19 protein-coding genes, 3 tRNA genes and 2 rRNA genes are annotated in these 21,145 nt (G+C 44.8%); 12 read left to right on the top strand and 12 right to left on the bottom strand.

Features of this window, described 5'->3' with window-relative positions:
• Positions 1-10: 10 nt before the first annotated feature.
• A tRNA-Trp gene (locus G6R11_RS21650) sits at positions 11-86 on the bottom strand.
• Positions 87-331: 245 nt separating this feature from the next.
• On the opposite strand from G6R11_RS21650, the gene G6R11_RS21645 reads away from it, so the two are divergent.
• Positions 332-1,795, top strand: coding sequence for a methyl-accepting chemotaxis protein (locus G6R11_RS21645; protein ID WP_163135357.1), 1,464 nt, complete (start codon positions 332-334; stop codon positions 1,793-1,795).
• Positions 1,796-1,871: 76 nt separating this feature from the next.
• On the opposite strand, the gene G6R11_RS21640 is transcribed toward G6R11_RS21645, so the two are convergent.
• The 3 genes from G6R11_RS21640 to G6R11_RS21630 form a co-directional block, all read right to left on the bottom strand.
• The gene (locus G6R11_RS21640) at positions 1,872-2,312 is read right to left on the bottom strand and encodes a TerB family tellurite resistance protein (RefSeq protein WP_163135355.1); all 441 of its coding nucleotides are present in this window, start codon (positions 2,310-2,312) and stop codon (positions 1,872-1,874) included.
• Between the two features lie 123 nt (positions 2,313-2,435).
• Positions 2,436-2,511 (bottom strand) — tRNA-Thr (locus tag G6R11_RS21635).
• 124 nt (positions 2,512-2,635) lie between these two features.
• Entirely contained in the window at positions 2,636-3,451 is an 816-nt protein-coding gene (locus G6R11_RS21630; protein WP_163135354.1) for a UDP-2,3-diacylglucosamine diphosphatase, read from the bottom strand.
• Between the two features lie 237 nt (positions 3,452-3,688).
• Between G6R11_RS21630 and yvcK the strand changes: the two genes are divergently transcribed.
• Positions 3,689-4,726, top strand: coding sequence for a uridine diphosphate-N-acetylglucosamine-binding protein YvcK (gene yvcK, locus G6R11_RS21625; RefSeq protein WP_163135352.1), 1,038 nt, complete (start codon positions 3,689-3,691; stop codon positions 4,724-4,726).
• On the opposite strand, the gene G6R11_RS21620 is transcribed toward yvcK, so the two are convergent.
• On the bottom strand, positions 4,723-5,202 hold the full coding sequence (locus G6R11_RS21620) for a hypothetical protein (protein WP_163135350.1): 480 nt from the start codon (positions 5,200-5,202) through the stop codon (positions 4,723-4,725). The genes yvcK and G6R11_RS21620 overlap by 4 nt on opposite strands.
• A 335-nt stretch (positions 5,203-5,537) precedes the next feature.
• On the opposite strand from G6R11_RS21620, the gene G6R11_RS21615 reads away from it, so the two are divergent.
• Positions 5,538-6,254, top strand: a complete 717-nt coding sequence (locus G6R11_RS21615; RefSeq protein WP_163135348.1) for a DUF3581 family protein — start codon at positions 5,538-5,540, stop codon at positions 6,252-6,254.
• A gap of 26 nt (positions 6,255-6,280) precedes the next feature.
• On the opposite strand, the gene G6R11_RS21610 is transcribed toward G6R11_RS21615, so the two are convergent.
• On the bottom strand, positions 6,281-6,754 hold the full coding sequence (locus G6R11_RS21610) for an Lrp/AsnC family transcriptional regulator (protein ID WP_016403897.1): 474 nt from the start codon (positions 6,752-6,754) through the stop codon (positions 6,281-6,283).
• A gap of 431 nt (positions 6,755-7,185) precedes the next feature.
• On the opposite strand from G6R11_RS21610, the gene G6R11_RS21605 reads away from it, so the two are divergent.
• From G6R11_RS21605 to G6R11_RS21585, 5 genes are all read left to right on the top strand, one after another.
• Positions 7,186-7,261 (top strand) — tRNA-Phe (locus G6R11_RS21605).
• 147 nt (positions 7,262-7,408) lie between these two features.
• Positions 7,409-8,563, top strand: a complete 1,155-nt coding sequence (locus tag G6R11_RS21600) for a BamA/TamA family outer membrane protein (protein WP_163135346.1) — start codon at positions 7,409-7,411, stop codon at positions 8,561-8,563.
• 75 nt (positions 8,564-8,638) lie between these two features.
• Complete coding sequence (locus G6R11_RS21595) at positions 8,639-9,115, top strand: PaaI family thioesterase (RefSeq protein ID WP_163135344.1); 477 nt, start codon at positions 8,639-8,641, stop codon at positions 9,113-9,115.
• 197 nt (positions 9,116-9,312) lie between these two features.
• Positions 9,313-10,026 carry a PEP-CTERM sorting domain-containing protein gene (locus G6R11_RS21590; protein ID WP_163135342.1) on the top strand — a complete coding sequence of 238 codons (714 nt, stop codon included), beginning with the start codon at positions 9,313-9,315 and terminating at the stop codon, positions 10,024-10,026.
• A gap of 236 nt (positions 10,027-10,262) precedes the next feature.
• Entirely contained in the window at positions 10,263-11,285 is a 1,023-nt protein-coding gene (locus tag G6R11_RS21585; RefSeq protein WP_163135340.1) for an SMP-30/gluconolactonase/LRE family protein, read from the top strand.
• A gap of 48 nt (positions 11,286-11,333) precedes the next feature.
• Here the strand turns inward: G6R11_RS21585 and G6R11_RS21580 are convergent, their stop codons facing one another.
• Positions 11,334-11,726 (bottom strand): hypothetical protein, encoded by a 393-nt coding sequence (locus G6R11_RS21580; protein WP_163135338.1) that lies wholly within the window; start codon positions 11,724-11,726, stop codon positions 11,334-11,336.
• A 396-nt stretch (positions 11,727-12,122) separates the two neighbouring features.
• On the opposite strand from G6R11_RS21580, the gene G6R11_RS21575 reads away from it, so the two are divergent.
• Positions 12,123-14,276: a TonB-dependent hemoglobin/transferrin/lactoferrin family receptor gene (locus G6R11_RS21575; protein ID WP_163135336.1), complete on the top strand. Its 2,154-nt coding sequence runs from the start codon at positions 12,123-12,125 to the stop codon at positions 14,274-14,276.
• 60 nt (positions 14,277-14,336) lie between these two features.
• On the opposite strand, the gene G6R11_RS21570 is transcribed toward G6R11_RS21575, so the two are convergent.
• The 3 genes from G6R11_RS21570 to G6R11_RS21560 all read right to left on the bottom strand — a co-directional run bounded on the left by G6R11_RS21570 (position 14,337) and on the right by G6R11_RS21560 (position 16,766).
• Complete coding sequence (locus G6R11_RS21570; protein ID WP_163135334.1) at positions 14,337-15,179, bottom strand: HDOD domain-containing protein; 843 nt, start codon at positions 15,177-15,179, stop codon at positions 14,337-14,339.
• A gap of 84 nt (positions 15,180-15,263) precedes the next feature.
• Positions 15,264-15,830 carry a DUF1415 domain-containing protein gene (locus tag G6R11_RS21565; protein WP_163135332.1) on the bottom strand — a complete coding sequence of 189 codons (567 nt, stop codon included), beginning with the start codon at positions 15,828-15,830 and terminating at the stop codon, positions 15,264-15,266.
• A 57-nt stretch (positions 15,831-15,887) separates the two neighbouring features.
• Positions 15,888-16,766, bottom strand: a complete 879-nt coding sequence (locus G6R11_RS21560) for a LysR family transcriptional regulator (protein ID WP_163135330.1) — start codon at positions 16,764-16,766, stop codon at positions 15,888-15,890.
• A 99-nt stretch (positions 16,767-16,865) separates the two neighbouring features.
• On the opposite strand from G6R11_RS21560, the gene G6R11_RS21555 reads away from it, so the two are divergent.
• The 3 genes from G6R11_RS21555 to G6R11_RS21545 all read left to right on the top strand — a co-directional run bounded on the left by G6R11_RS21555 (position 16,866) and on the right by G6R11_RS21545 (position 20,691).
• Positions 16,866-17,843 carry an aldo/keto reductase gene (locus G6R11_RS21555; protein WP_163135328.1) on the top strand — a complete coding sequence of 326 codons (978 nt, stop codon included), beginning with the start codon at positions 16,866-16,868 and terminating at the stop codon, positions 17,841-17,843.
• 30 nt (positions 17,844-17,873) lie between these two features.
• On the top strand, positions 17,874-18,845 hold the full coding sequence (locus G6R11_RS21550) for an aldo/keto reductase (RefSeq protein ID WP_163135325.1): 972 nt from the start codon (positions 17,874-17,876) through the stop codon (positions 18,843-18,845).
• Between the two features lie 112 nt (positions 18,846-18,957).
• Positions 18,958-20,691, top strand: coding sequence for a GGDEF domain-containing protein (locus G6R11_RS21545; protein ID WP_163135323.1), 1,734 nt, complete (start codon positions 18,958-18,960; stop codon positions 20,689-20,691).
• Positions 20,692-20,791: 100 nt separating this feature from the next.
• Here the strand turns inward: G6R11_RS21545 and rrf are convergent.
• Positions 20,792-20,907, bottom strand: a 5S ribosomal RNA gene (gene rrf / locus G6R11_RS21540).
• Positions 20,908-21,016: 109 nt separating this feature from the next.
• Positions 21,017-21,145: ribosomal RNA gene (locus G6R11_RS21535) — 23S ribosomal RNA — on the bottom strand; the annotation flags it as partial.

The following is a 21,145-nucleotide window of genomic DNA, read 5'->3' as shown; positions in this document are numbered from 1 at the left end:
CTTTAAAATTTGGCAGGGGCGGAGAGATTCGAACTCCCAACATTCGGATTTGGAATCCGACGTTCTGCCATTGGAACTACGCCCCTGCAACGGAAACGAATTATACATAAGCCAGTTTAAAGGTAAAGGGCTTATCGCGCGCTTTTGTTCAAGCGCACAAAGAACCAACAATTTGCAGATAAAAGCCGCTAGATTGACGAAAATTCAAACAAAAACAGCATTGTTTATTTTTTAACTAACGCACAGTTCCTTTTTTAGCATGTTGCAAAGTTGTTAAACCAAGGTCAGCATTAAAGTGGACTGACCTGTTAATAACAATAAGAGCCTAACAATGCTAAACCCAGTAGAGATATACGGACGTATCTTTAACCCTCGCACAGAGGTTAAGAACGAGCACCAACAAGCGGTTAAAACCCTGCTGTTTTATTTGTTCTTTGGTTTATTGGTGGGGATTTACAGCGCATTTAAGTGGCAGAAATATGCCCACGCCGATCTTATTGCCAGTTCATTGGCCTTGGTTAGCATTACCTTGGCAGCAAGTTTTATGCTGCGCGCTGGTTGGCATTACCTATTGGTGGCCAATATTGCGCTCACCGGCATGGTATTGCACGCCATGAACATTGTTTATCAATCGGGTGGCTTGTTGCACTCCCCTCACCTTTTCTGGCTGCCAACCTTGTCACTACTTAGCTACTTGGCCAGTAACCGTTTTTGGGGAAATGTATGGACTGGGATTTTGTTTAGCATTGGCTTTGTAATGCTACTAGCCGACTATCAAGGTGTTAGCTTTCCGCAGATGCAGCTGCCAGAGCGCGCCATGGCAGTTGAGCTGTTCTCTGGCTTTTTACTGCCTTTGGTCTTGCTGTGGCTTGGGCAAAACTATGCGCTGGGCTTGCGTGATCAAGCTTTTAGTCAGGCTAAACAGGCTCAGCTTAGTAATCAAGATATGGTGCAGGCGTCTGAGCAGTCTAAACGGCAACTACAACAGGTGGTGGAGCACGCTAGCGATAGCTCTACCCAGTTAGTGAGTTCGGCCAGCGATATGTCGAATACCGTACAGCAGATGAACAATAAAGCGGCGCAAATTGCTCAAAGCTCTGCCGACCAACATCAGTCTATTACTCAAATTAATCAAAACTTGGCGCAAATGGAAACGGTATTAAACCAAGCTAATCAGTCTACCTCGCAGCTTTTGGCCTTATCTCAGCAGGCTTCTGGCAATGCGGAGCAAAGCGCTCAGGCCATTAGCCAAACCGAACAATCGATGCAAAAAATTCTTAGCAGCAACCAGCAGATAAACAGCGTTACCGACATGATTAGTGATATTGCGAATCAAACCAACCTGTTGGCGCTAAATGCTGCTATTGAGGCAGCTAGGGCTGGTGAACAAGGCAGAGGCTTTTCGGTAGTGGCCGACCAAGTGCGCGAGCTAAGCCAGCGCAGTAGTCAGTCTACCCAGCAAATTCGAGGCTTGCTGGAAACCTGTTCTGCCGACGTGCAGCAAGGTTATAAGGTGGTTGAGCAAAGCGGTGAAATTTTACATAGCATTATTGGCTTGGTGCAGGATATTTCTAGCGGCGTAGGCCAAATGGCCAAAGTGATGCAACAACAAGCAGAAACAGTAGCGGAGGTGATTAATGCCAGCTCGGAGGTATCAAGCTTTAGTCAGCATAATTCGCAAAGCAGCTCTGCGCTATTAGACAATACCGAACAACTTACCGGCATTGCCACTCAGCTAGAGGGCATGGCAGAGCAACTTCATCAAACGGTTGCTCGCAGTGAGTATTCAAGCTAATACAAAAAACTCATACCCAGAGCTGGGTATGAGTTTATCTATACACTGGCAGACTCTCTGCTGAATTTGCTGCTGTTTAAGCAGGCTGAGCCGACATTTTGGCTTTTAAGAAGTCACTATGGCTAAGGTAGATAAGATCGGACACCTGGCGAATAAGCGCTTCTTCTTGCGGGTCGATAGTGCCGTCGGCATAGGCAACTTTCCACAGCGCTTCAGTAAACTGGTAACGCAGTTGGTAATCCAACTCTTTAACATGACGGGTAAAGTCAAACACCGAAATAGCTTGATTTGCTTGAGTTTGCGCCTGCAAAAATAGATTCTCGGCTTCTTTATCGTCTAACTCAAAAAGCCGCTTTATTTTGCGAAGTATTACCGCACTTTCGGCATTGCTTTGCTGGTTATCACTCTGGCTTAGTTGCACTAACAAGGTGGTTGCTGCTAGTTCTACATTAGGTAGTTCTGCTTCATCGCTACCATCTAGCGTAGCCTGTAAGAACTCTTTAAGGGCTTTAAGCATGCGCCTTCCTCTATTCTCTCTTTGAAAAAAGCAGAATAAACCAGCCCAAGCAAAATGCCAAATAGCTAAAACAGAAGCGCTAGAAATGACAAAGCCTCGTCATAAGACGAGGCTTTAAAAGGATGGTGCCGATTGCCGGAGTCGAACTGGCGACCTACTGATTACAAGTCAGTTGCTCTACCAACTGAGCTAAATCGGCACACTGTTGGTACTGCTGATACGCTGTATCGAGCGAGCGCTATTAAACGGATTTTCACAGTACTTGTCAACGTCCAGAGTGAAAAAATTTTTAATCAGCGCGCAACTGCCAATTTTATAATCAATTAAGCTACTTTTTCAGCACTTAGCGCTTGAGACTCTGCAAGATTTACTGACTCAAGCTCTACGGTTGTTTTTAGGCGGTCGTCCCAGCGGCGTAATTGCAACTGGCCGTCCATGGTTTCGCACAACAAGGTGCAGTTTTCTATCCAATCGCCGTCGTTAGCATACACAACGCCCTGCTGCTCACTGAGCTCTGGGTGATGAATATGACCACATATCACCACATCTACCCCTTGGCGCACTGCTTCATTCACTACTGCTTGGCGATAACGCGCAATCGCTTCGGTAGCTTTGGCTATTTTAGACTTTATATAGCCGGCTAATGACCAATAAGGGTAACCCAGCGCGTGGCGAATTTTACTGGATGAGCGATTAAGAAATAGTAAGAAATCGTATAAGTGGTCGCCCAGCTTGGCGTAAAAACGGCCAAAGCAAACCTCTTCGTCAAACTGATCGCCATGCACCATCAAAATTTGTTTACCGGTAATGCTGGTATAGCGGTACTGCTTGCTCACTTTCACATCGGCGAGATCCATGCCGTGATAAGCTTTAAACAGTTGATCGTGATTACCGGGAATGTACACCAGCTCACAGCCAGATTTGGCCAAACTCATCAAGTATTGCAGCACTTGGTTGTGAGACTCTGGCCAATATACCCGGCGTTTTAAGGCCCATACATCAACAATGTCTCCCACCAAAAAAATTCGCTTGGCTTTAGTTTGTTGTAAAAATTGCAGCAGCATTTCTGCCTTGCAGTCTTTACAGCCCAGGTGAATATCCGAAAGCCATAGGCTTTGATAGATCTGTTTTGTTGTCATCACTTACGCCACATCATCCCTGTTATGGCTAATCTAAAAGGCATATTTGACCAAAAAGTGACGCTTTGATGTCAAGACCATGACAGAATTATCATTGCTAAGCTAAGAGGCTTTGTTTAGTGTACTAAACTCAATTAGGCTAGTGAGAACAGTTAGGCTTTAGTGGCAGGTAATGCCCTAATACTCGGCTTAGCTTAATCTAGCCAATTGGAATGCAGAATCATCACGGAGTAGATAGTGAGACCTAATTCCCCACAACGCCCATTATCGATAGCCACCATTGGCGGCGGAAGCGGCCACTTTGTTTTGCTATCGGCGCTTAGAGATGCAGAACACCTAGCGATTAGCGCTATTGTGTCGATGACCGACAGTGGCGGAAGCACCGGCCGCTTACGTGACGAATTAGGCATTTTACCGCCCGGGGATATTCTTAAATGTGTATTAGCCCTCTCTCCCTATCGAGAATTAGCCCGTAAACTACTGCTAAAACGCTTTACTAAAGGCAAACGTTTGTCTGGCCATAGTGCCGGCAATATGCTGCTTACCATGCTTTCGCAATACAGCGGTTCCTTCTCTGAGGGTATTCAAGGCCTAGCGCAAATGCTCGATGTTGAAGGAGAGATTTTGCCGGTCACCATTGATAAATCCACCTTAGTCGCTGAGCTTACTAGCGGTGAACGTATTTTTGGTGAAAGTGCCATTGATTTGCCTCGCGGCGATCAACGAGAAAAAATAGCCAATGTATTTTTGGTTCCCCACCACGCCGAGCAAGTGCGGGTTTACCCACCAGTGATTGAGCGCATCAACACTGTTGAGGCGATTGTATTAGGCCCTGGCGACTTGTTCACCAGCATTATTCCTAATCTTTTAGTGCCAGGCGTTAAAGAAGCGATTAAGCGCAGCAAAGCTAAGCTTGTGTATGTAAGCAATATTATGACTAAGTTTGGTGAAACCGACGGTTATAATTTAGAGCACTTTATTTCAGACTTAGAGCACTATTTAGGTCGCCCTCTAGACGCTGTGGTGGTGAATAACCATATACCCAGTGACGAAATGATAGCGAGCTACAACTTAGAGCGCGCACAAGTCGTTGAGGTTGATGATCTAGAGGCTCTGGCTAACAAGTATCAGCTGATTTATGCCGACTTAATTGATGAAGACAGCGACATAGTGCGCCACGACTCTGAGAAGCTTGCCAACGCCTTATTACCCTACCTAAGTAGTTTAGACAGCCAAACTTTATCGCTGGTAAAAGCTAGCGGAACCGAGGGTTAAATATTGGCTCCGCCTGCTATGGCCGAGTCAGGCATTCTGCGCATCAAATCATCCAGCTGAGTAAATACCGGGCGTAACGAGGGGTCGTAATTATCCTGCCAACGCCAATGCCATTCATCCTCACCTTGGGTCCAGCGAATCAGCTTTTCTGAGCTATGCTCGCCCGAGTATGGCGAAGCCAACTGCTTGGGAACCTGTTGCAGCAAGGCGTATATATCTGAACACACCAACATAGACAACTGTTGCACAGCCTCACTCGCGTTAGTCTGTTCATGGTAAGTTTGACGAATTGAGTAATGAAGATTTTCACAATCCACATTTACTGTGGTGCTTCCATCAGCGCGATGGAACATAAAGCTTAACTGATAAGCAGGTGGCGCTTTGTCGAACAGGGCAACCCAAGTGGTTGCGCCACTCACTAGAACAATCACTGTGCCTAGCGCAATACTTCCCCAAAAGCGTGACTTTTTCGCCATAGCTTACTCGCTCATTCCATGTGCCTGCGGTTCCTAATAAAGCTTCAAAAATATCTTTTTTCGTCACCTATTTATCTTTCACCCTATAAATGTAGGGGAGATTTAATCGCTTGCAAAGTCCTTTTTTGATAAAAAACTCAACTTTGGAAATAGTGCCCTTGTGGATAAAATTGATTAGTTCAGCGAAAAGAGATGCTTAGTAAAAAGCACTAGTTTGGGGCTAGAATATTTGCGTTCGAAAAAATATAAAAAAAACTTTTTATACTGATATGACCACCCTCCAATCAATTTTTGCTAAAATCGCCGCTCGCCGCATCATGCAAAGAAAGTGAGTTATGAATTTAAACCAATATTTTAGTCGAGAAGATCAACAGTTTGTATTTAGCAGACAGCAAGCTTGTGATTTTGCCAAAGGCGTCGCCAACGACTTTAATGCCATTCACGATGCAGACTCTTCGCGCTTCTGTGTTCCTGGTGATTTATTATTCTCGGTAATGCTTAGCGAGCTAGGTCTTAGCCAAAACATGCAATTTACCTTTGCCGGCATGGTCACCGACGGCGTCCCTCTAAGTATTGAGCAACAAGAGCAGTACTGCTTACTGGTAGATAGCAACGGTAAAGAATATCTGCAACTAGAGCGCAGTGGTGAAAACCTAAAAGACGCAGAAATTATTGGCGATATTATCGCTGACTATGTTCGTTTCTCTGGGCGTAACTTCCCACACATTTTAGTGCCTCTGCTCGAAGAGCAAGGGTTAATGCTTAACCGCAAGCGCCCATTGGTGATTTACGAAAACATGAGCCTGCATTTCGAGAAACTGCCGACTCGTTCTCCTCACTTGGAGTTTGTTGGCGGTGAGTTTATCCCTAACGGTAAGCGCGGTGTTGCTCTGCTTAAATTTACCATTAGCGAAGATGGCCAAGTTATCGGTAAAGGTCAAAAACGCATGGTGTTAGGCAGTTTGCTGCCCTACGAAAAAGCAGAGAGTGACATGCTGATTGATAACTACGAAGGTTGCCGCCAAGCCTTCTTAAAACGCCAGCAAGCATAAACTGTTAAAAGCGCCAATTGGCGCTTTTATTTTATCTGCGACAGGGGCAAAGCAGTGTGGCTAAACACCTGTTGCAATACAAAGCTAGAACGCACACCAGTAACCCCTTCTATACGGGTGAGTTTACCCAATAAAAACGCCTGATAATGCTCCATATCCCTTACCACTACTTTAAGCTGGTAATCTGCGTCAGTGCCGGTGACTAATGCGCACTCCATTACTTCTTCGTAGGCACTAATAATCTTTTGAAAATTCTCAAAGCGCTCGGGGGTATGCCGATCCATAGAAATATGAATATAAGCGGTAAGGTTTAAATTAAGCTTTTTTTCATTAAGTAAGGTAACGTGCTTAGCAATTAGTCCGGCATCTTCCAAGGCCTTAACTCGCCGCGAACAGGGAGATGGAGACAAACCCACTTGTTCAGCTAACTCTAAATTACTAATTCGCCCATTGTTTTGCATCAGATCTAAAATCTTTCTATCGGTGCGATCTAGGCGCATTACTTACCTCCAAAATTAACTTTTATTCTAGACTTGGTTAATTTCACCCCAAAAAAACTCAATAAGCAACAATCATTGCCAATAAAATCTAATAAAGCGCAATATAGACAAACACTCACCCTTTTATATTAAATATACTAATTACAGTGAAAAATACTCGGGAAAGGCAGTAAATCTACCCATTTACTAGCCACTAGTTTACTCACCACGTTAACTAGCCCCACTCTAATAGGCATTTACCCTTTGCCAATATAGAGAACAGTGATTACCCATCACTTCAGTATCCAAACTATCTAAAGGTGGCTTAGGCCACCTTTTTGTTTATTCTTTTGCCAGTTGCTGTACACCATTTAATCGAAGCTCAATTATTTCATTTTTTTTACTGATTTCGGTTGACTTAAACCGGCAAAATTCGTTTAATAGCGCCCGTCGCCCGGATAGCTCAGTCGGTAGAGCAGAGGATTGAAAATCCTCGTGTCGGTGGTTCGATTCCGCCTCCGGGCACCACCTTTAAAAAGCCTGCATTTATGCAGGCTTTTTTCGTTTAAGCTTCCCATGCTAAATACCGTAAAAAGCTATCGCTTTGTTTAGCGAATGGCTAAACTCTAACTAAGTGTTTGATATCACATTGCCCACTATTTCAAGGAATGAAATATGCGCCTTTCATCTTTAGCTATGGCTTTACCCTTATTGTTTTCTGCAGGACATAGCCAAGCTGATTTTTTTGAACAATTTGTTGATCCAACCGACGGCCGTATGGATGCCAGCCAATGGCTAGTAGATAACGCGGTAGGCTTTCTACCAGTACCGATTATTATTACCGACCCCGCAGTAGGTTATGGCGGTGGATTAGTATTAGCGTTTTTTCATGATAATGAAGAACTGCAAAATGAAGAGCCAGATGATCCCAATGCCCCGCTAAAACTTACTCCTAGTGTGTCGGGTTTATTAGGGCTGGCGACTGAAAACGGTACTCGCGGCGCGGGGGCTTTTCATATGGGTATATGGAAGCAAGACAGTATTCGCTACATAGGGGCAATTGCTGGAGTGGATGCCAACATTGATAGCTTTCGCCTACCCAGCGATGGGGGAATTGGCGATATCCCCATTAGAGTTAACCTAAAAGGTACTTACTTACTGCAACAAATCCGCTTTCGCTTAGGCGATAGCCCCTGGTTTGCTGGCGCAAAATACACCTTTTTAAACAGCGACAGTGAGTTTTCTATTGGCAACCTGCCCGATTATTTAAAGCCTCAGCTAAGCATGAAGGATGGTGGGGTAAGTTTGTTACTTAACTACGATACTCGAGATAATTCGTTTAGCCCTAACCAAGGCTTATATGGTAACGTGAGTTATGCCAAACACGCCGACTACTTTGGCGGTGACAACGACTACTCAATAGCCTCTGGCGAGTTCTCTGGCTTTAGCTACCTTGGCAATAGCTTTCAAGGGTCTATGCGTTTATCTGCTTCAAGCGCCCATGGTGATACTCCTTACTACGCCCTGCCCTTTATTGATATGCGCGGTATTCCGGCCATGCGTTATCAAGGAGAGCGAATGGCGACCTTGCAAGGTGAGCTGCGCTACGACTTTGATGCACGTTGGTCTGCGGTTGTATTTGGTGGCGTTGGCCAAGCATTTAGCGCTGAACAAAACTTAGGAGATACTCCTAACCGCTATGCCAAAGGCCTTGGTTTTCGCTACCTAATGGCTAGACGTTTTAACTTACGCACCGGGATAGATGTGGCTAGAGGTCCAGAAGACACCACCTTGCACTTTATTGTGGGCGCTGGCTGGTCTGATTTTTAATAAGCCAAGCAACAAATGTTGACTTTTTGTTAACAACAAGCTCTACTGGTAAGACCTCTTAAGCAAGGAAAAGTTATGCTTCCCAGTGTGCGTAAAGCCAATTTAATGTTGAGTTTATTTGGAATGTTCAAAGTACCGTTAATTTGGTACTGCCGTCCTAAGATCCTAGAGATGGATGAACAAAAGGTGATTGTTAAAATCCCACTTAAACGCCGTACCAAAAACCACCTCAACAGTATGTACTTTGGCACCTTAGCAGTAGGCGCAGACGTAGCCGGTGGATTTTTAGCAATAGCTAAAGCCGAGCAGCACGGTAAAAAGGTTTCTCTGGCCTTTAAAGCCGTTGAAGGACAGTTTTTAAAACGCCCGGAAGCAGACGTTATTTTTAGCTGTACAGATGGCAAGCTTATCGACCAAATGCTAGAGCAAACCATGCAAAGTGGTGAGCGAGTTAACCAAGCTGTTACTATTAATGCTACTTGCCCCTCTATTAGCGGTGATGAAGTGGTGGCGAAGTTTTCACTCACCCTCTCCTTAAAAGCGATTCAATAAACCAAAAGTCGGCTGTATTCAGCCGACTTTTGCAATTTGCAAACGCCACAGTAAGCTTCTTCTTTTCACTTCATTAAGCTTTGAATAAACATATTAAACCTTTGTAAATATTATCTATTTTCGAATTGGCATGAAACTAGATAGTTAAAGCTAACGAAGCGCTAAACAGCGCCACAATGTTAGTTGCCGAGGTCATTATGAATTTTGTATCACACGCTTTATTACTTACTGCCTGCATTAGCTTCTCAAGCCATGCTGGGATCATTTACACCATTGAGGCTCCCGGTATTCAGGACTCACAAATTAGCGGCCCTAGCTATACCGAAAGCTTTGACAGCTTAAGCACATCGCAGTTAAACAATGGCTATCAAAATGCATTTGGCGAATACACGGTAGATAAAGGCCAAGCCAAGGTGGTTAACTTTGGCGTATTTGGCGGGGCGCACGGCGAAGGTAAGTACTTATTTATCCCGAACAGAAGCGCGGTAGAACTAAGCTTTAATCAAGCCGTTGGTTACTTTGGTTTTTGGTGGAGCGCCGGTGACAAAGGCAATCAACTCAGCATTAGCACTCAATCGGAGCAGTTGTCATTTAACACCGAACAAATTCTTGATGCTGCCGTACTAGATCCTGCTCACTATGGCAGCCCAACCAGTGTTAAGGGTAACAAGCGCGAACCCTACGGCTACGTTAACCTTTTTGCCGAAAGCGAAGCCGACAAAATTACCGCCATCCGCTTTTACGGCCGCAATTTTGAAACCGACAACCATACCGTAAGCATTCAACGAGAAGCGATTACCGGTCGCTCATTGGCACCAGCAACAGTGCCTGAGCCAAAAACTTGGTGGTTAATTGGCTTAGGGCTTGTGCTACTTTTACTTAGCCAACGACGCCCAAAACGAACAGTATAGGAAATGAGTTGGCACTAAAACTTAGCTGGCTTTCCATATTTAATTCAAACTGGATGACCAATTATCAGAATTAGCTAGGTATTAGCCTTAGGGTAAAGCTCAAAAGTGAGACTCAGGCAGAAACAGTGAACCTAATCACTTGTATTCTTTTTATCACAACAACAAAATGGACAACCAATTTTTTAAATTCATTAACCAAATGTATTTATTGTTCATCATGATAAAAGGAATGTTTAATGAGAACTGCCTTTGTTTTAGCCACTAGCTTGCTTGCGAGTGCTTGTTCAAGCACTTCTGAGCAACTCTCGATTGCCGATGCCGCAGAAACCGTTGGCTCTATCGAGTTTATCAGTCCACAAGCGCAGCAGTTTATCGCAACTGATGCAAAAATTAGCATCCGCGGAAAGGGCTACCGCTGGACAGAAGGACCGGTTTGGGTTGAGCAATACGGCTTCTTGCTGTTTTCCGATATTCCTAATAACACCATTGTAAAGTATCAACCCAATCAAGGTACTGAGCTTTACCTAGAAAACTCGGGAGCTACCGGCCTACAAGAAGGCGATTACGGACAAGGTTCTAATGGCTTGTTGTTAGATCAAAACGGCCAACTAGTATTGCTGCAACAAGGCGATCGCCGCGTAGCCCGTATGGATGCCGCACTAGACAAACCTAAAAGTGAATTCACAACACTAACTGGAGAGTACCAGGGGCAACGCTTAAACAGCCCAAATGATGCGGTTTACCATAGTGACGGTAGTTTGTATTTTACCGATCCCGCTTATGGCCTTAACGCAGGCATAGATGACCAACGCAAAGAGTTAGAGTTTCAAGGGATTTACCGCTTAAGCACCAGCGGAGAATTGCAGCTGCTCGACAACAGCGTTAACTACCCCAATGGTATCGCTCTGAGCCTAGATCAAAAAACCTTAATCGTTGCAGTGTCTGATGATAAACATCCGCGCTGGCTAGCTTACGATGTGAATCCAGATGGCAGCATCAGCAACAAACGTATGTTTTACAACGCTAAAGCCTTACTAGGTGTAGCCGGTGAACAAGGTTTACCAGATGGAATGGTGGTTCACTCTAGTGGCAATATATTTGCTACTGGGCCGGGAGGCGTATGGCTGTTTTCGCCAACGGGAGAGGTACTTGCCAAAATACGTACCGAACGCTTAACCGCTAACTGTACCCTATCTGCCGACGAGAAATACTTGTTTATCACCGCTCACGACAGCTTAATGTCGGTGCCACTTCTGTAATTGATTGGCTTGCTTAATGTGGCCGCCACATTAAGCAAGAACTCATCCTTACTGTTGCTGCCACTTCTCACCTTTCAAAGCTATAAAATCTTGGCCCATTTTCAGCACCAATATTTTGCTATCTGCTTCTTTATCAATGTAGGCCGCCGCCGGAACGGCTGCTAACTCATCTTTAGCCAGCATTAACCCACCTGGCATTTTTTTACCGCCCACAACATTACCACCTTCCAGCACGGCCATCTCAATCACTAATGGTGCTTGAAAATACCAATACTCATCGTCCTCAGCGCTTAATTGATATTCACCCTTTAAAAATCGCACACCACGCTTTCCTTGCTGAGCGCTGTCTAGCCATACTATCGCTTGGTTAAACTGCACATTATTGGCTATGTCAGTGACTTGGGTTACAGGTCGTTCCTCAAAACCAGAGCCTACTCCCACAGTTTTACAGGCACTTATTGTCAAGCAACAAAAAAGCAAACATACGACACGATTTATTGATAGCACTGTTATCCCTTCCTTAGTGTGAAGCTAGTTACCCAAGGCATCCTTGCAGCTTGAAACCTTGGCATAGATGACTAAAGCTTAGTATATCCCACTTAATCGAATAGATTTAAGACAGCAAATTTCGAGTTCATCACGAGTGATAATTCTTTAAAAAATAAGCCCAAGTCTCGCAGGCCAGCTACATATTCAAGCCAAATTCCTACCTTGGTACTTTAAAAAGCAACTACTTACAAAACCATTATTAAATCTAAATGATTTTAATTCTCATTCGTGTTATGTATAGTCGCACGTAATTTAGTATCTAACAGGATAAGGAACAAGCCTGACACTATGAAAGCACTCAATCGCACTCTTATCGCTAATGCCGTAATTCTTAGTCTTAGCCCCCTCGCTTACGCTGAAACAAATAGCACCATGTTTGACGAAGTGGTGGTATCAGCAACCCGTACAGAACAATCAGTAAAAGACATTTCTTCTAGTGTTAGCTCGGTAAGCTCTGAGCAACTAGAACAGCAAATGGCGAATGACTTAGAAGATGCAGTTCGTTACGAACCCGGCGTAAGCACTACCGGACAGGGTCGTTTTGGCACCAGCGGCTTTAATATTCGTGGCCTAGAGGGCAACCGCATTAAGCTAATGGTAGACGGAATAGAGCAGCCTACTGCTTATAATCCCGGTGGTGATGTAATGAATAAGGGACCAAACTCTTATGAAATTGACACCCTAAGCGCGGTTGAAATTAACAAGGGCCCTGCTTCTAGCCTTTATGGTAGTGACGCTTTAGGCGGCGCAATATTGCTAAGAACTAAAAACCCTGAAGACGTATTAGCAGAAGGCGACAGCAACCATGTTGCACTTAAAGCCGGTTACGCCAGTTCTAATGAAGCCTACAAAACTACCATTGAGTTAGCCAAGCGCTACCAAAAATGGGAGGGCCTAGCCATTTACACCTATCGTGATGGTAGCGAAACCAAAGCTCACTCATCTGGTGCTGATGTTAATGGCCGAGATCGTGGACAAGCAGATCCTTTTGACTTTGATTCTCACAACCTACTATTAAAAACCAACTACGCCTTAAGTGATGCACATACCTTTGGCCTAGTGGCTGAGCTATACCAGCGCGAATCTAAGTCAACCATCCTGAGTAACGAAGGCTATAGCATATTCCCAGGCTTTACCTACACCAATGTAACCGGCGAAGACAAAGACACTCGCAGCCGTGTTGGCATTAACCACACTTGGTTAGCGAACAATGCCGCTTTTGATGATTTGTTCTGGCAACTTAGCCATCAGCAAAGTAAATCAGAGCACAACAACTACGACACTACCGACTTATACGGTAGCCGTAACCGTGAACGTAATGGTGAAGACAGCTCCTTACAGTTTGACGCTCAGTTCAACAAACTGCTTGAGTTTGACCACGGCAGCCACGAAATTAGCTACGGTTTTACTGCCATCAATAGCGACTTCGAGCTGGATTACCGTACCCATTATTACGACAGCGGCACAGTAGATCCGGGTGCGCCAGAAGTACCTAAAGCAGAGGCAGAAAAGCGCGGGATCTTCATTCAAGATCACATGTACTTAATGGACGAACGCTTAGTGGTTACTGCGGGCTTACGTTACGACGACTACAAAGCAACACCAGATGCCAGCAGCGGCTTTGAAGAACATAACAGTGACGCACTAACCAAACGTTTAGGCGCGGTATATCATTGGAATCAGCAATTTAGCTCTTTTGTTCAATATAGCGAAGGCTTTAGAGCCCCTACCCTTGAAGAACTTTATTACGCCTTTGATAACAGCGGTCACGGTTATGCCACATTGTCTAACCCTAACCTTAAACCAGAAGAGAGCCAAAGCTACGAGTTAGGTTTACGCGCTAACACAACTGCTTCTAGCATGGAGTTAGTGGGCTTCTTCAATGACTACACCAACTTCATTCAATCGGTAACGGATTACAGTGACCCAAGCTATCCAGCGGGTATTACCATCAATGAAAACATTGGTGAAGCAGAAATTTATGGTGTGGAATTTAAAGGTAACTACTGGCTAGATGAAGCTTTTGGAGCACCTAAGGGTAGCTACAGCCGCTTGAGCGTAGCCTACGCACAGGGCAAAAACAAAGAAGATGGCAGCGCGCTAGATTCTGTAGCACCACTTACAGCAGTGTGGGGGTTGGGTTACGACCACCAGGACAAACTATGGGGTAGCGCACTAAACCTTACAATGGTTGCAGCTAAGAAAGCAGACGACTGGTCTACCGAGAACAATGCACACGCTCCTGGCCACGCATTGCTAGATTTAACTGCCTACTACCAACCAGTAAACGATTTAGTACTGAGAGCAGGCTTGTTTAACGCCTTAGATCAAAAGTATTGGAGCTACACCGACCTAGATGGCAAAGAGTCTGACCACCAAGGTTTAGACCGTTACACTCAGCCAGGCCGTAACTGGGGTGTTGACGTAGCTTACAAATTCTAATTTTTGTAGACATAAAAAAGGCTAGCTTATTCGCTAGCCTTTTTTGTCAGCGCTTTTTGCTTAAGCTTGAGCGTCAGCCACTGCACTTAAGGTATCTTCTAATTGTTGGTCTTCTAAATTCAAAAATGCCAACAAGCCGTCATAACTCTCTTGCCAAGCTTCTTCTTCACTGCTCACGCCAAGCTTTCGATAGGCTACAATACGGGCAATTTTGAGAATGGCTAACATCAACAGTGACGATTTACCTAACTCCTGTGAACTAAATAAACCATCGGCATCATGCTGATAATAAATGGCTTCTACCATCACTTTAGGCAAGCTCCATTGCTGGGCGATTAAAGCTGCTACCGTGGCATGGGTGGTACCATATTCACTGCGCTCACGATCTGCCAGTTGTGCCCACCCCATCTCATTTGCCTCAGCCAGTAGCTTCTCGTATTCAGGAAAAGACTGCATTAACGCTGGTACACCCGCTTGGTGAAACAAGCCCAGCATGTAAGCATTGTCTTTCGCTGACTCAAAGCCCAGCTCTTCAGCGGTGGCGGCTGCGCAACTGGCCAGTAAGTTTGCTTCTAACCAAAACTTATCGAGTACTTTTGAAGCTGGCATCGCCCCTTTTAAGGCAACCGCTTTAACGATAGGAAATACCCGATTAATACCAAGCGTCATTACCGCTTGGTGAATCGACTTAATCTCATTAAGACGACGAAACGCGGCAGAGTTTACAATTTGTAACACTGCCCCAGAAATACCCACATCACTGGCAATCGCTTCGGCAATAACAGTTACATCAGGCTCGGCTTTTTTGGTTTCCTGGGTAATCGTTAACAAAACTTGTGGCCGAGGGGGAATAGACAAATCCGCCAAAATTGCTTTTTCGGCCGCAGTTATCGTTAAAGACATATCACCTCCTGTAAAATTCTCCGGCAAAGGATAATCAAATAATTCATTAATTTCAAAGCGATATATTAAAGCATTTACTCTAATTTACAGTTTGCAGCTAGCTAAAATCTGTTTTAGTGACGCGGTCCCCAGTTCTTCACTGAGCTGAATATTGCGCTCGGGGATCCCTTCGGGATCTGGATGTAACTGGGTTAAGCGGCTCACCGTATCTTCGCGAATTAGATGAAACATTGGATAAGGCGAACGATTAGTATAGTTACTTGGCTCTGCTTCTGCTTCACCGGCAAAGCAATATTGAGGATGGAAACTGGCTAACTGATACACGCCATCGTAGCCCTGCTTTCTCATGAGCTGCTCAGCCCAATGTAGGCAATCTAAATAATCTTCAAAGTCACCTAACTCGGGCGTAATAAACAAGCTGGTTTCTATCTCTGGCTGTTCGTCTAACAGCTGACACTCTGCAATTAAGGCCTGCAGCAACACCTCTATGTCTGCGCTCATCGCCACTTCATAACGAATACTGCCTCGTTCTAACTCGCGTTTAGCAAAGGGGCAGATATTGTATTCAACTACAAAATCTTTAACCCAGCGCTGGGTGTGTAGCTGATATTCAGCCTCGCTGAGTAAGGCGCTATTGGGTGAACTGTCCATTGATAATCCTTGTATGTACTCACAGCGAAAGCCTAAGTCATGCAACTAAAGGCAAGGCTAAATAGGCTTTCTTTTAGCGTAGTCTACCAGCCAATCGGCTAACTTGGTTACCCGTTTAGAACGGTAACGCGCTGGCGGAAATACCATCCATAAGGGCTGACTAAGCTCTTGCCAATCTTCTAGCACTGGCTTTAAGCGCCCATCGGTTAAAGCATCTCTTAAATACATGTCGTGAGTACGAATAAAACCAAGCCCTTCTAGCGCAGCCTGTTTCAATACATGACCATTAGGGCAGGCAAACGAGCCGCTCACCGATACCAGCAACTTCTGATTATTCTTTTGAAAAGGCCATTGCGACACCGTGCCGCATATACATTGGTGGTACCTTAGCTCTTCTGGGTGTTGGGGTTGCCCATTGGCGGCCAAATAACTTGGGCTGGCAACCACGTGAGTGTTTAACTGGCTTAATACTCGCACCTGTAAACTAGAATCAGGCAAAGCTCCCATTCGAAATACAATATCAAAAGGTGAACTTAACAAGTCTTCGCGTTGCGAGGATAAATCTAACTCAATATCAATATTGGGCTGCTCTTGGCGAAATGCCAGCAAAGCTGGCGCTAACCACTGTTCAGCAAAAATGCCGCCCAAGGAGTTAATTTTAATCTTCCCCTGTAAATGATGCTGCAACTGCTGAGCCGCCAAAGCACCATCTTCTAATAGCTCCAGCCCTTGGCGACAGCTTTGATAGTAGCTCTCGCCGGCATCGGTTAGGCGTAGCTTACGGGTAGAGCGATAGAGTAACTGCACCCCTAAGCGGTGCTCTAAATCACTCACCCTTTGGCTAATACTTGCCTTAGAGCTATGCAGTTTATCTGCAGCAGCGGTAAAGCTACCAGTTTCAACAACGGTGACAAAATCAACGAGCCCTGCAAACATATTAATCCAAATTTTCGAACAATCATTTTTAATACTAGCTAAATATCAAACAACATAAAACGCTTACACTGCCTAAAACCAGTTAAAACGGGATTAACAATGCAGAACAGAGTGTTAGGTAAAAGTGGCTTAGTATTAAGCGAAATAGGCTTAGGTTGCTGGCAACTAGGTGGTGACTTTGGCCCTGTTAGCCAAGCACAGTCTATGGCGATTCTTGAGCAAGCCTATCAAAGCGGCGTGCGTTTTTATGATACTGCAGATGTCTACGGCGCTGGACTTAGTGAACAGCTACTCGGCCGGTTTTATCAGCAACGACCTGATATAAGCATTGCCACCAAGCTTGGTAGAGACGGCAGTTTGTATCCTCAGCAATATACCAAGCAAGCAGTTAAACAAAGCATTGAAGCCAGCCTAGAGCGCTTAAAGTTAGCCCGCATTCCCTTAATTCAGTTACATTGTGTGCCAACAGAAGTATTACGTGATGGCGAAATATTCACTTGGCTAGCCGACTTTAAACAGCAGGGATTGATAGAGCACTACGGCGCAAGTGTCGAGTCGATGGAAGAGGCAAAACTCTGTTTACAAGACTCAGGCTTAACTAGCCTACAAATTATTATTAACCTTTTCAGACAAGATGCATTGGCAGAAGTATTAGATTTAGCCGCCGCCCAGCAAGTAGGCATTATTGCCCGCTTACCCTATGCCAGCGGCTTGTTAAGTGGCGCAGTTACCGCGCAGCGCAAGTTTGACCAAAGTGATCATCGCCACTACAACCGAGATGGCGCAGCCTTTCATGTTGGCGAAACCTTTGCAGGCTTACCGTTAGATAAAGCCTTGAGCTTAGTAGAGCGATTACAGTCCATACTTCCAGCTGACTTAGCACTTGCCGAGTGTGCAATCCGTTGGCTACTGGATCACCCGCAAATTACCAGCGTGATTACGGGAGCCAGCAAACCAGAACAAATTCAGCAAAATACTCGATACTCAGGCCACACTCCCTTAAGCAAAGATCTTCATACCAAGCTTGCCGATTTCTATCATCAAGAGGTTAGTCCTTGGGTTCGAGGTAATCGCTAGAAGGCTTAATAATCAGATAAGGATAATGCTATGCAACAAAGACAATTAGGTGAATGGAAAGTAAGCCCCATGGGTTTAGGCTGTTGGGCGATTGGCGGGCCTTTCTTTGACCAAGACAACAAGCCTTGTGGCTGGGGGAAAGTCGACGACGCAGTATCAATCTCAGCCATTCACGCTGCACTTGATGCTGGCATTAACTTTTTTGACACTGCCGCAGTCTATGGGGCTGGTCACAGCGAAAGCGTATTGGGAAAAGCCTTAGCCAACAAACGCCAGCAGGCCATTATTGCCACTAAATTTGGCCTAGAGTTTGATGAAGAAACCAAAACGATTAGCGGCATTTTTGATCAACATGACGCAATCATTTGCCACTGCGAAAATAGCTTAAAACGCTTAGGCACTGAATATATCGATTTATATCAGTTGCACCTAAATGACTACCCTGTTGAAAACCTAGCGGCGATTATCGATAGCTTAGAACACTTGGTAAAGGCAGGTAAGATCCGCGCTTATGCGTGGAGTACTGACTATTTAGATCGGGCTAAAGCCTTTGCGCCAGCTAAGCACTGCATTGCCTTTCAGTTTCAAAATAACGTATTAGACCAAAACAGCACAATGGTAGATTTTTGTGCTCAACACAATAAAACCGCCATCAACCGAGGTCCACTTGCTATGGGCCTATTATCAGGTAAGTATCAGCATTCAAGGATCTTAGATAAAGATGACATTCGCTGTATTAACCCTGAATGGCTTAAGTACTTTGTGAACGGTAAAGCATCGCCCGAGTTACTCGAAAAGCTTGCTGGTATTCAGTCGATATTAACGAGCAAGGGAAGAACCATTAACCAAGGTGCCTTGGCATGGATTTGGGGCTTGGGAGAACACACCTTACCTATTCCCGGTTTTCGTAACCAAGCTCAGGTGCTAAGTAATGCAGCCGCAATGGAGCAAGGCCCTCTTAGCTCGGCGCAAATGCAGGAAATTAATCAATTACTCAAGTAAAGCAGTACTAAGCGTATAAATATAAACACAAATTCATCCTTCATCTATTTGTAACACCTTTGCAAACATTAGCTGCTACACCTATGTACTCAACAATAAAAGAGGCGGCAGGATGCGAGCCAAGTTACAGGAAGAGTTTGAGACACTGATTAGCCAACAAAGCCTTGATACTGCTTTCCAAACCATTTGGGATCACAACAATAACCAAGCTTTAGGCTATGAGGCCTTATCTAGAGGCCCACAAAATAGCTACTTCCGCTCGCCTTTAACCCTATTTGAATTTGCGCGCCAATCCTGCCAACAACATGAGCTTGAATTCCTCTGTGCCCAATTAGCTTGCCAGCGCTTCGATAAGCAAAATCTAGCTGGGCAGCTATTCATAAACTTCTCACCTGATACCTTACTGTATGTTTACCAGCAACAAGGCGCTCACTGCTTTAAGCAGTTAATTCCTTGTAATGGCAGCTTAGTTATCGAACTCACTGAACACCTGCCAATTAGCGTTGATGAAGCGCTGCTAAACTGCATAACAGATTTACGTAAACTGGCCATTAGCTTTGCTTTAGATGACTTTGGTGCTGGCTATGCAGGGATTAAAACTTGGTTACAACTTAGCCCCGAATACTTAAAGCTAGATTGCTTTTTCTGCGAACAATTACTTGAGAATAGCAAAGTCAGTACTGCCATTAGTGCCATGGTCAATCTCGCTGAGCAAATTGGCAGCCAGATCATTGTAGAATGCATTGAAAATGCCGAACAATATCAGCAACTAGTCAACTTAGATATCCCCTATTTACAAGGCTTTCACATTGCGCGTCCCTCTACAAAACCTAAGCAACAAGAAACAAGACCTAGTACCCCAGCTAGCAGTGAACCCTATACAGCTCTTTCACTAGCCTCTATCGCTAACACCGTAAACCCAGAGCTCTCCTCAAAAGAATTGTTGAAGACCATTCTTGAAGACAAGGCTATTCACTCTCTTCCAGTAGTTAATCAACAGCAACAAGTATTGGGTTTACTCAAGCGTGATGAACTATTAGCGAGATATTCTGGGCCTTATGGACACTCACTAAATCAGCGAAAAACAGTAGCCGACTTGATGGATATTAAACCGCTTATTGTCGACGTTAATACCAGCTTAAGTGAAATAGGACGAAAGCTTAGTCAACATACTGCCAGTGGCTTAGATGCCGCTTTTATTGTTACCCAAGATAGCCGTTATTACGGTATTGGCTTAGCCGTTGACGTAATGCGCAAACTTTCAGACTACAAATTGCAGCTTGCTCGTTATGCCAACCCTCTAACTGCGTTACCAGGTAATGTACCTTTGCAGCGCAGCCTTAATCACCTAATCACCAGTAAAACCTGCTTCGACCTCGCGTACTTCGATCTCAATAACTTCAAGCCCTTTAACGACATTTGTGGTTATGAACGTGGAGACCGCATGATCAAACTAGTCGCGGAACTATTAAGGCTACATCTAAGCAAACATGCCCACTTCATTGGGCACCTTGGTGGCGATGACTTTATAGTCATTTTCACTAAGCAAGAATGGCAACCCTCGGTTCTACAACTGCTTAACAAGTTTGATTCTCGACGAGAAGCGCTTTATCGCCAAAAAGATCTCAACGCCAAAGGCATTGTTGCTAAGGATCGAGAGGGTCAGCAACGCTTTTTCCACCTTACAGGTTTAGCGGTAGGTGTTACTCGCTGGACAGCGGCTTCGAATTTATCCATCGATGATTTAAGTGAGCGCGCTAGCCTCGCAAAGAAGCTAGCCAAGCGTAATCATTGGTCGACCTTGTATGTGCAGGAGAGTGAGGTGCTAGAGCCGGTAGAGTCATAGCGCCTTAAAAAGGCTAAATGCAGATAGGGTATAAAGAGCGAAGCGATAAACCGCAGGCAATAAAAAAGCCCTCGTCATAAGACGAGGGCTTAGTATGAGAGCCTGGCAGTGACCTACTTTCACATGGGGAAGCCCCACACTATCATCGGCGCAGTTGCGTTTCACTTCTGAGTTCGGCATGGAATCAGGTGGGTCCACAACGCTATTGCCACCAGGCAAAAACTGTTGTCTTTAACATTCGAAAAAGCTGAAACATCTCATGAGTACAACAAGTATTCATGGTTTCTAAATAAGGTATCTATAAGCAACACCCTTTAGGTGTTGTATGGTTAAGCCTCACGGGTAATTAGTACAAGTTAGCTCAATGCCTCACAGCACTTACACACCTTGCCTATCAACGTTGTAGTCTCCAACGGCCCTTCAGAGGACTTAAAGTCCTAGTGAGAATTAATCT

The organism is Agarivorans sp. Alg241-V36 (assembly GCF_900537085.1).
GTDB lineage: Bacteria > Pseudomonadota > Gammaproteobacteria > Enterobacterales > Celerinatantimonadaceae > Agarivorans.
Note: the sequence above shows the minus strand (reverse complement) of the source record. Positions and strands in the feature narration are given on the sequence as shown.

Excerpts from the sequence above, each read along its gene's own strand:
- G6R11_RS21630 (WP_163135354.1), bottom strand. The coding sequence starts at position 3,451 with ATGACAACAAAACAGATCTATCAAAGCCTATGGCTTTCGGATATTCAC.
- G6R11_RS21560 (WP_163135330.1), bottom strand. The coding sequence starts at position 16,766 with ATGTTTGCAGGGCTCGTTGATTTTGTCACCGTTGTTGAAACTGGTAGC.
- G6R11_RS21575 (WP_163135336.1), top strand. The coding sequence starts at position 12,123 with ATGAAAGCACTCAATCGCACTCTTATCGCTAATGCCGTAATTCTTAGT.
- G6R11_RS21585 (WP_163135340.1), top strand. The coding sequence starts at position 10,263 with ATGAGAACTGCCTTTGTTTTAGCCACTAGCTTGCTTGCGAGTGCTTGT.
- G6R11_RS21550 (WP_163135325.1), top strand. The coding sequence starts at position 17,874 with ATGCAACAAAGACAATTAGGTGAATGGAAAGTAAGCCCCATGGGTTTA.
- G6R11_RS21610 (WP_016403897.1), bottom strand. The coding sequence starts at position 6,754 with ATGCGCCTAGATCGCACCGATAGAAAGATTTTAGATCTGATGCAAAAC.
- G6R11_RS21545 (WP_163135323.1), top strand. The coding sequence starts at position 18,958 with ATGCGAGCCAAGTTACAGGAAGAGTTTGAGACACTGATTAGCCAACAA.
- G6R11_RS21640 (WP_163135355.1), bottom strand. The coding sequence starts at position 2,312 with ATGCTTAAAGCCCTTAAAGAGTTCTTACAGGCTACGCTAGATGGTAGC.
- G6R11_RS21595 (WP_163135344.1), top strand. The coding sequence starts at position 8,639 with ATGCTTCCCAGTGTGCGTAAAGCCAATTTAATGTTGAGTTTATTTGGA.
- G6R11_RS21620 (WP_163135350.1), bottom strand. The coding sequence starts at position 5,202 with ATGGCGAAAAAGTCACGCTTTTGGGGAAGTATTGCGCTAGGCACAGTG.
- G6R11_RS21555 (WP_163135328.1), top strand. The coding sequence starts at position 16,866 with ATGCAGAACAGAGTGTTAGGTAAAAGTGGCTTAGTATTAAGCGAAATA.
- G6R11_RS21600 (WP_163135346.1), top strand. The coding sequence starts at position 7,409 with ATGCGCCTTTCATCTTTAGCTATGGCTTTACCCTTATTGTTTTCTGCA.
- G6R11_RS21645 (WP_163135357.1), top strand. The coding sequence starts at position 332 with ATGCTAAACCCAGTAGAGATATACGGACGTATCTTTAACCCTCGCACA.
- G6R11_RS21570 (WP_163135334.1), bottom strand. The coding sequence starts at position 15,179 with ATGTCTTTAACGATAACTGCGGCCGAAAAAGCAATTTTGGCGGATTTG.
- G6R11_RS21590 (WP_163135342.1), top strand. The coding sequence starts at position 9,313 with ATGAATTTTGTATCACACGCTTTATTACTTACTGCCTGCATTAGCTTC.
- G6R11_RS21565 (WP_163135332.1), bottom strand. The coding sequence starts at position 15,830 with ATGGACAGTTCACCCAATAGCGCCTTACTCAGCGAGGCTGAATATCAG.
- G6R11_RS21615 (WP_163135348.1), top strand. The coding sequence starts at position 5,538 with ATGAATTTAAACCAATATTTTAGTCGAGAAGATCAACAGTTTGTATTT.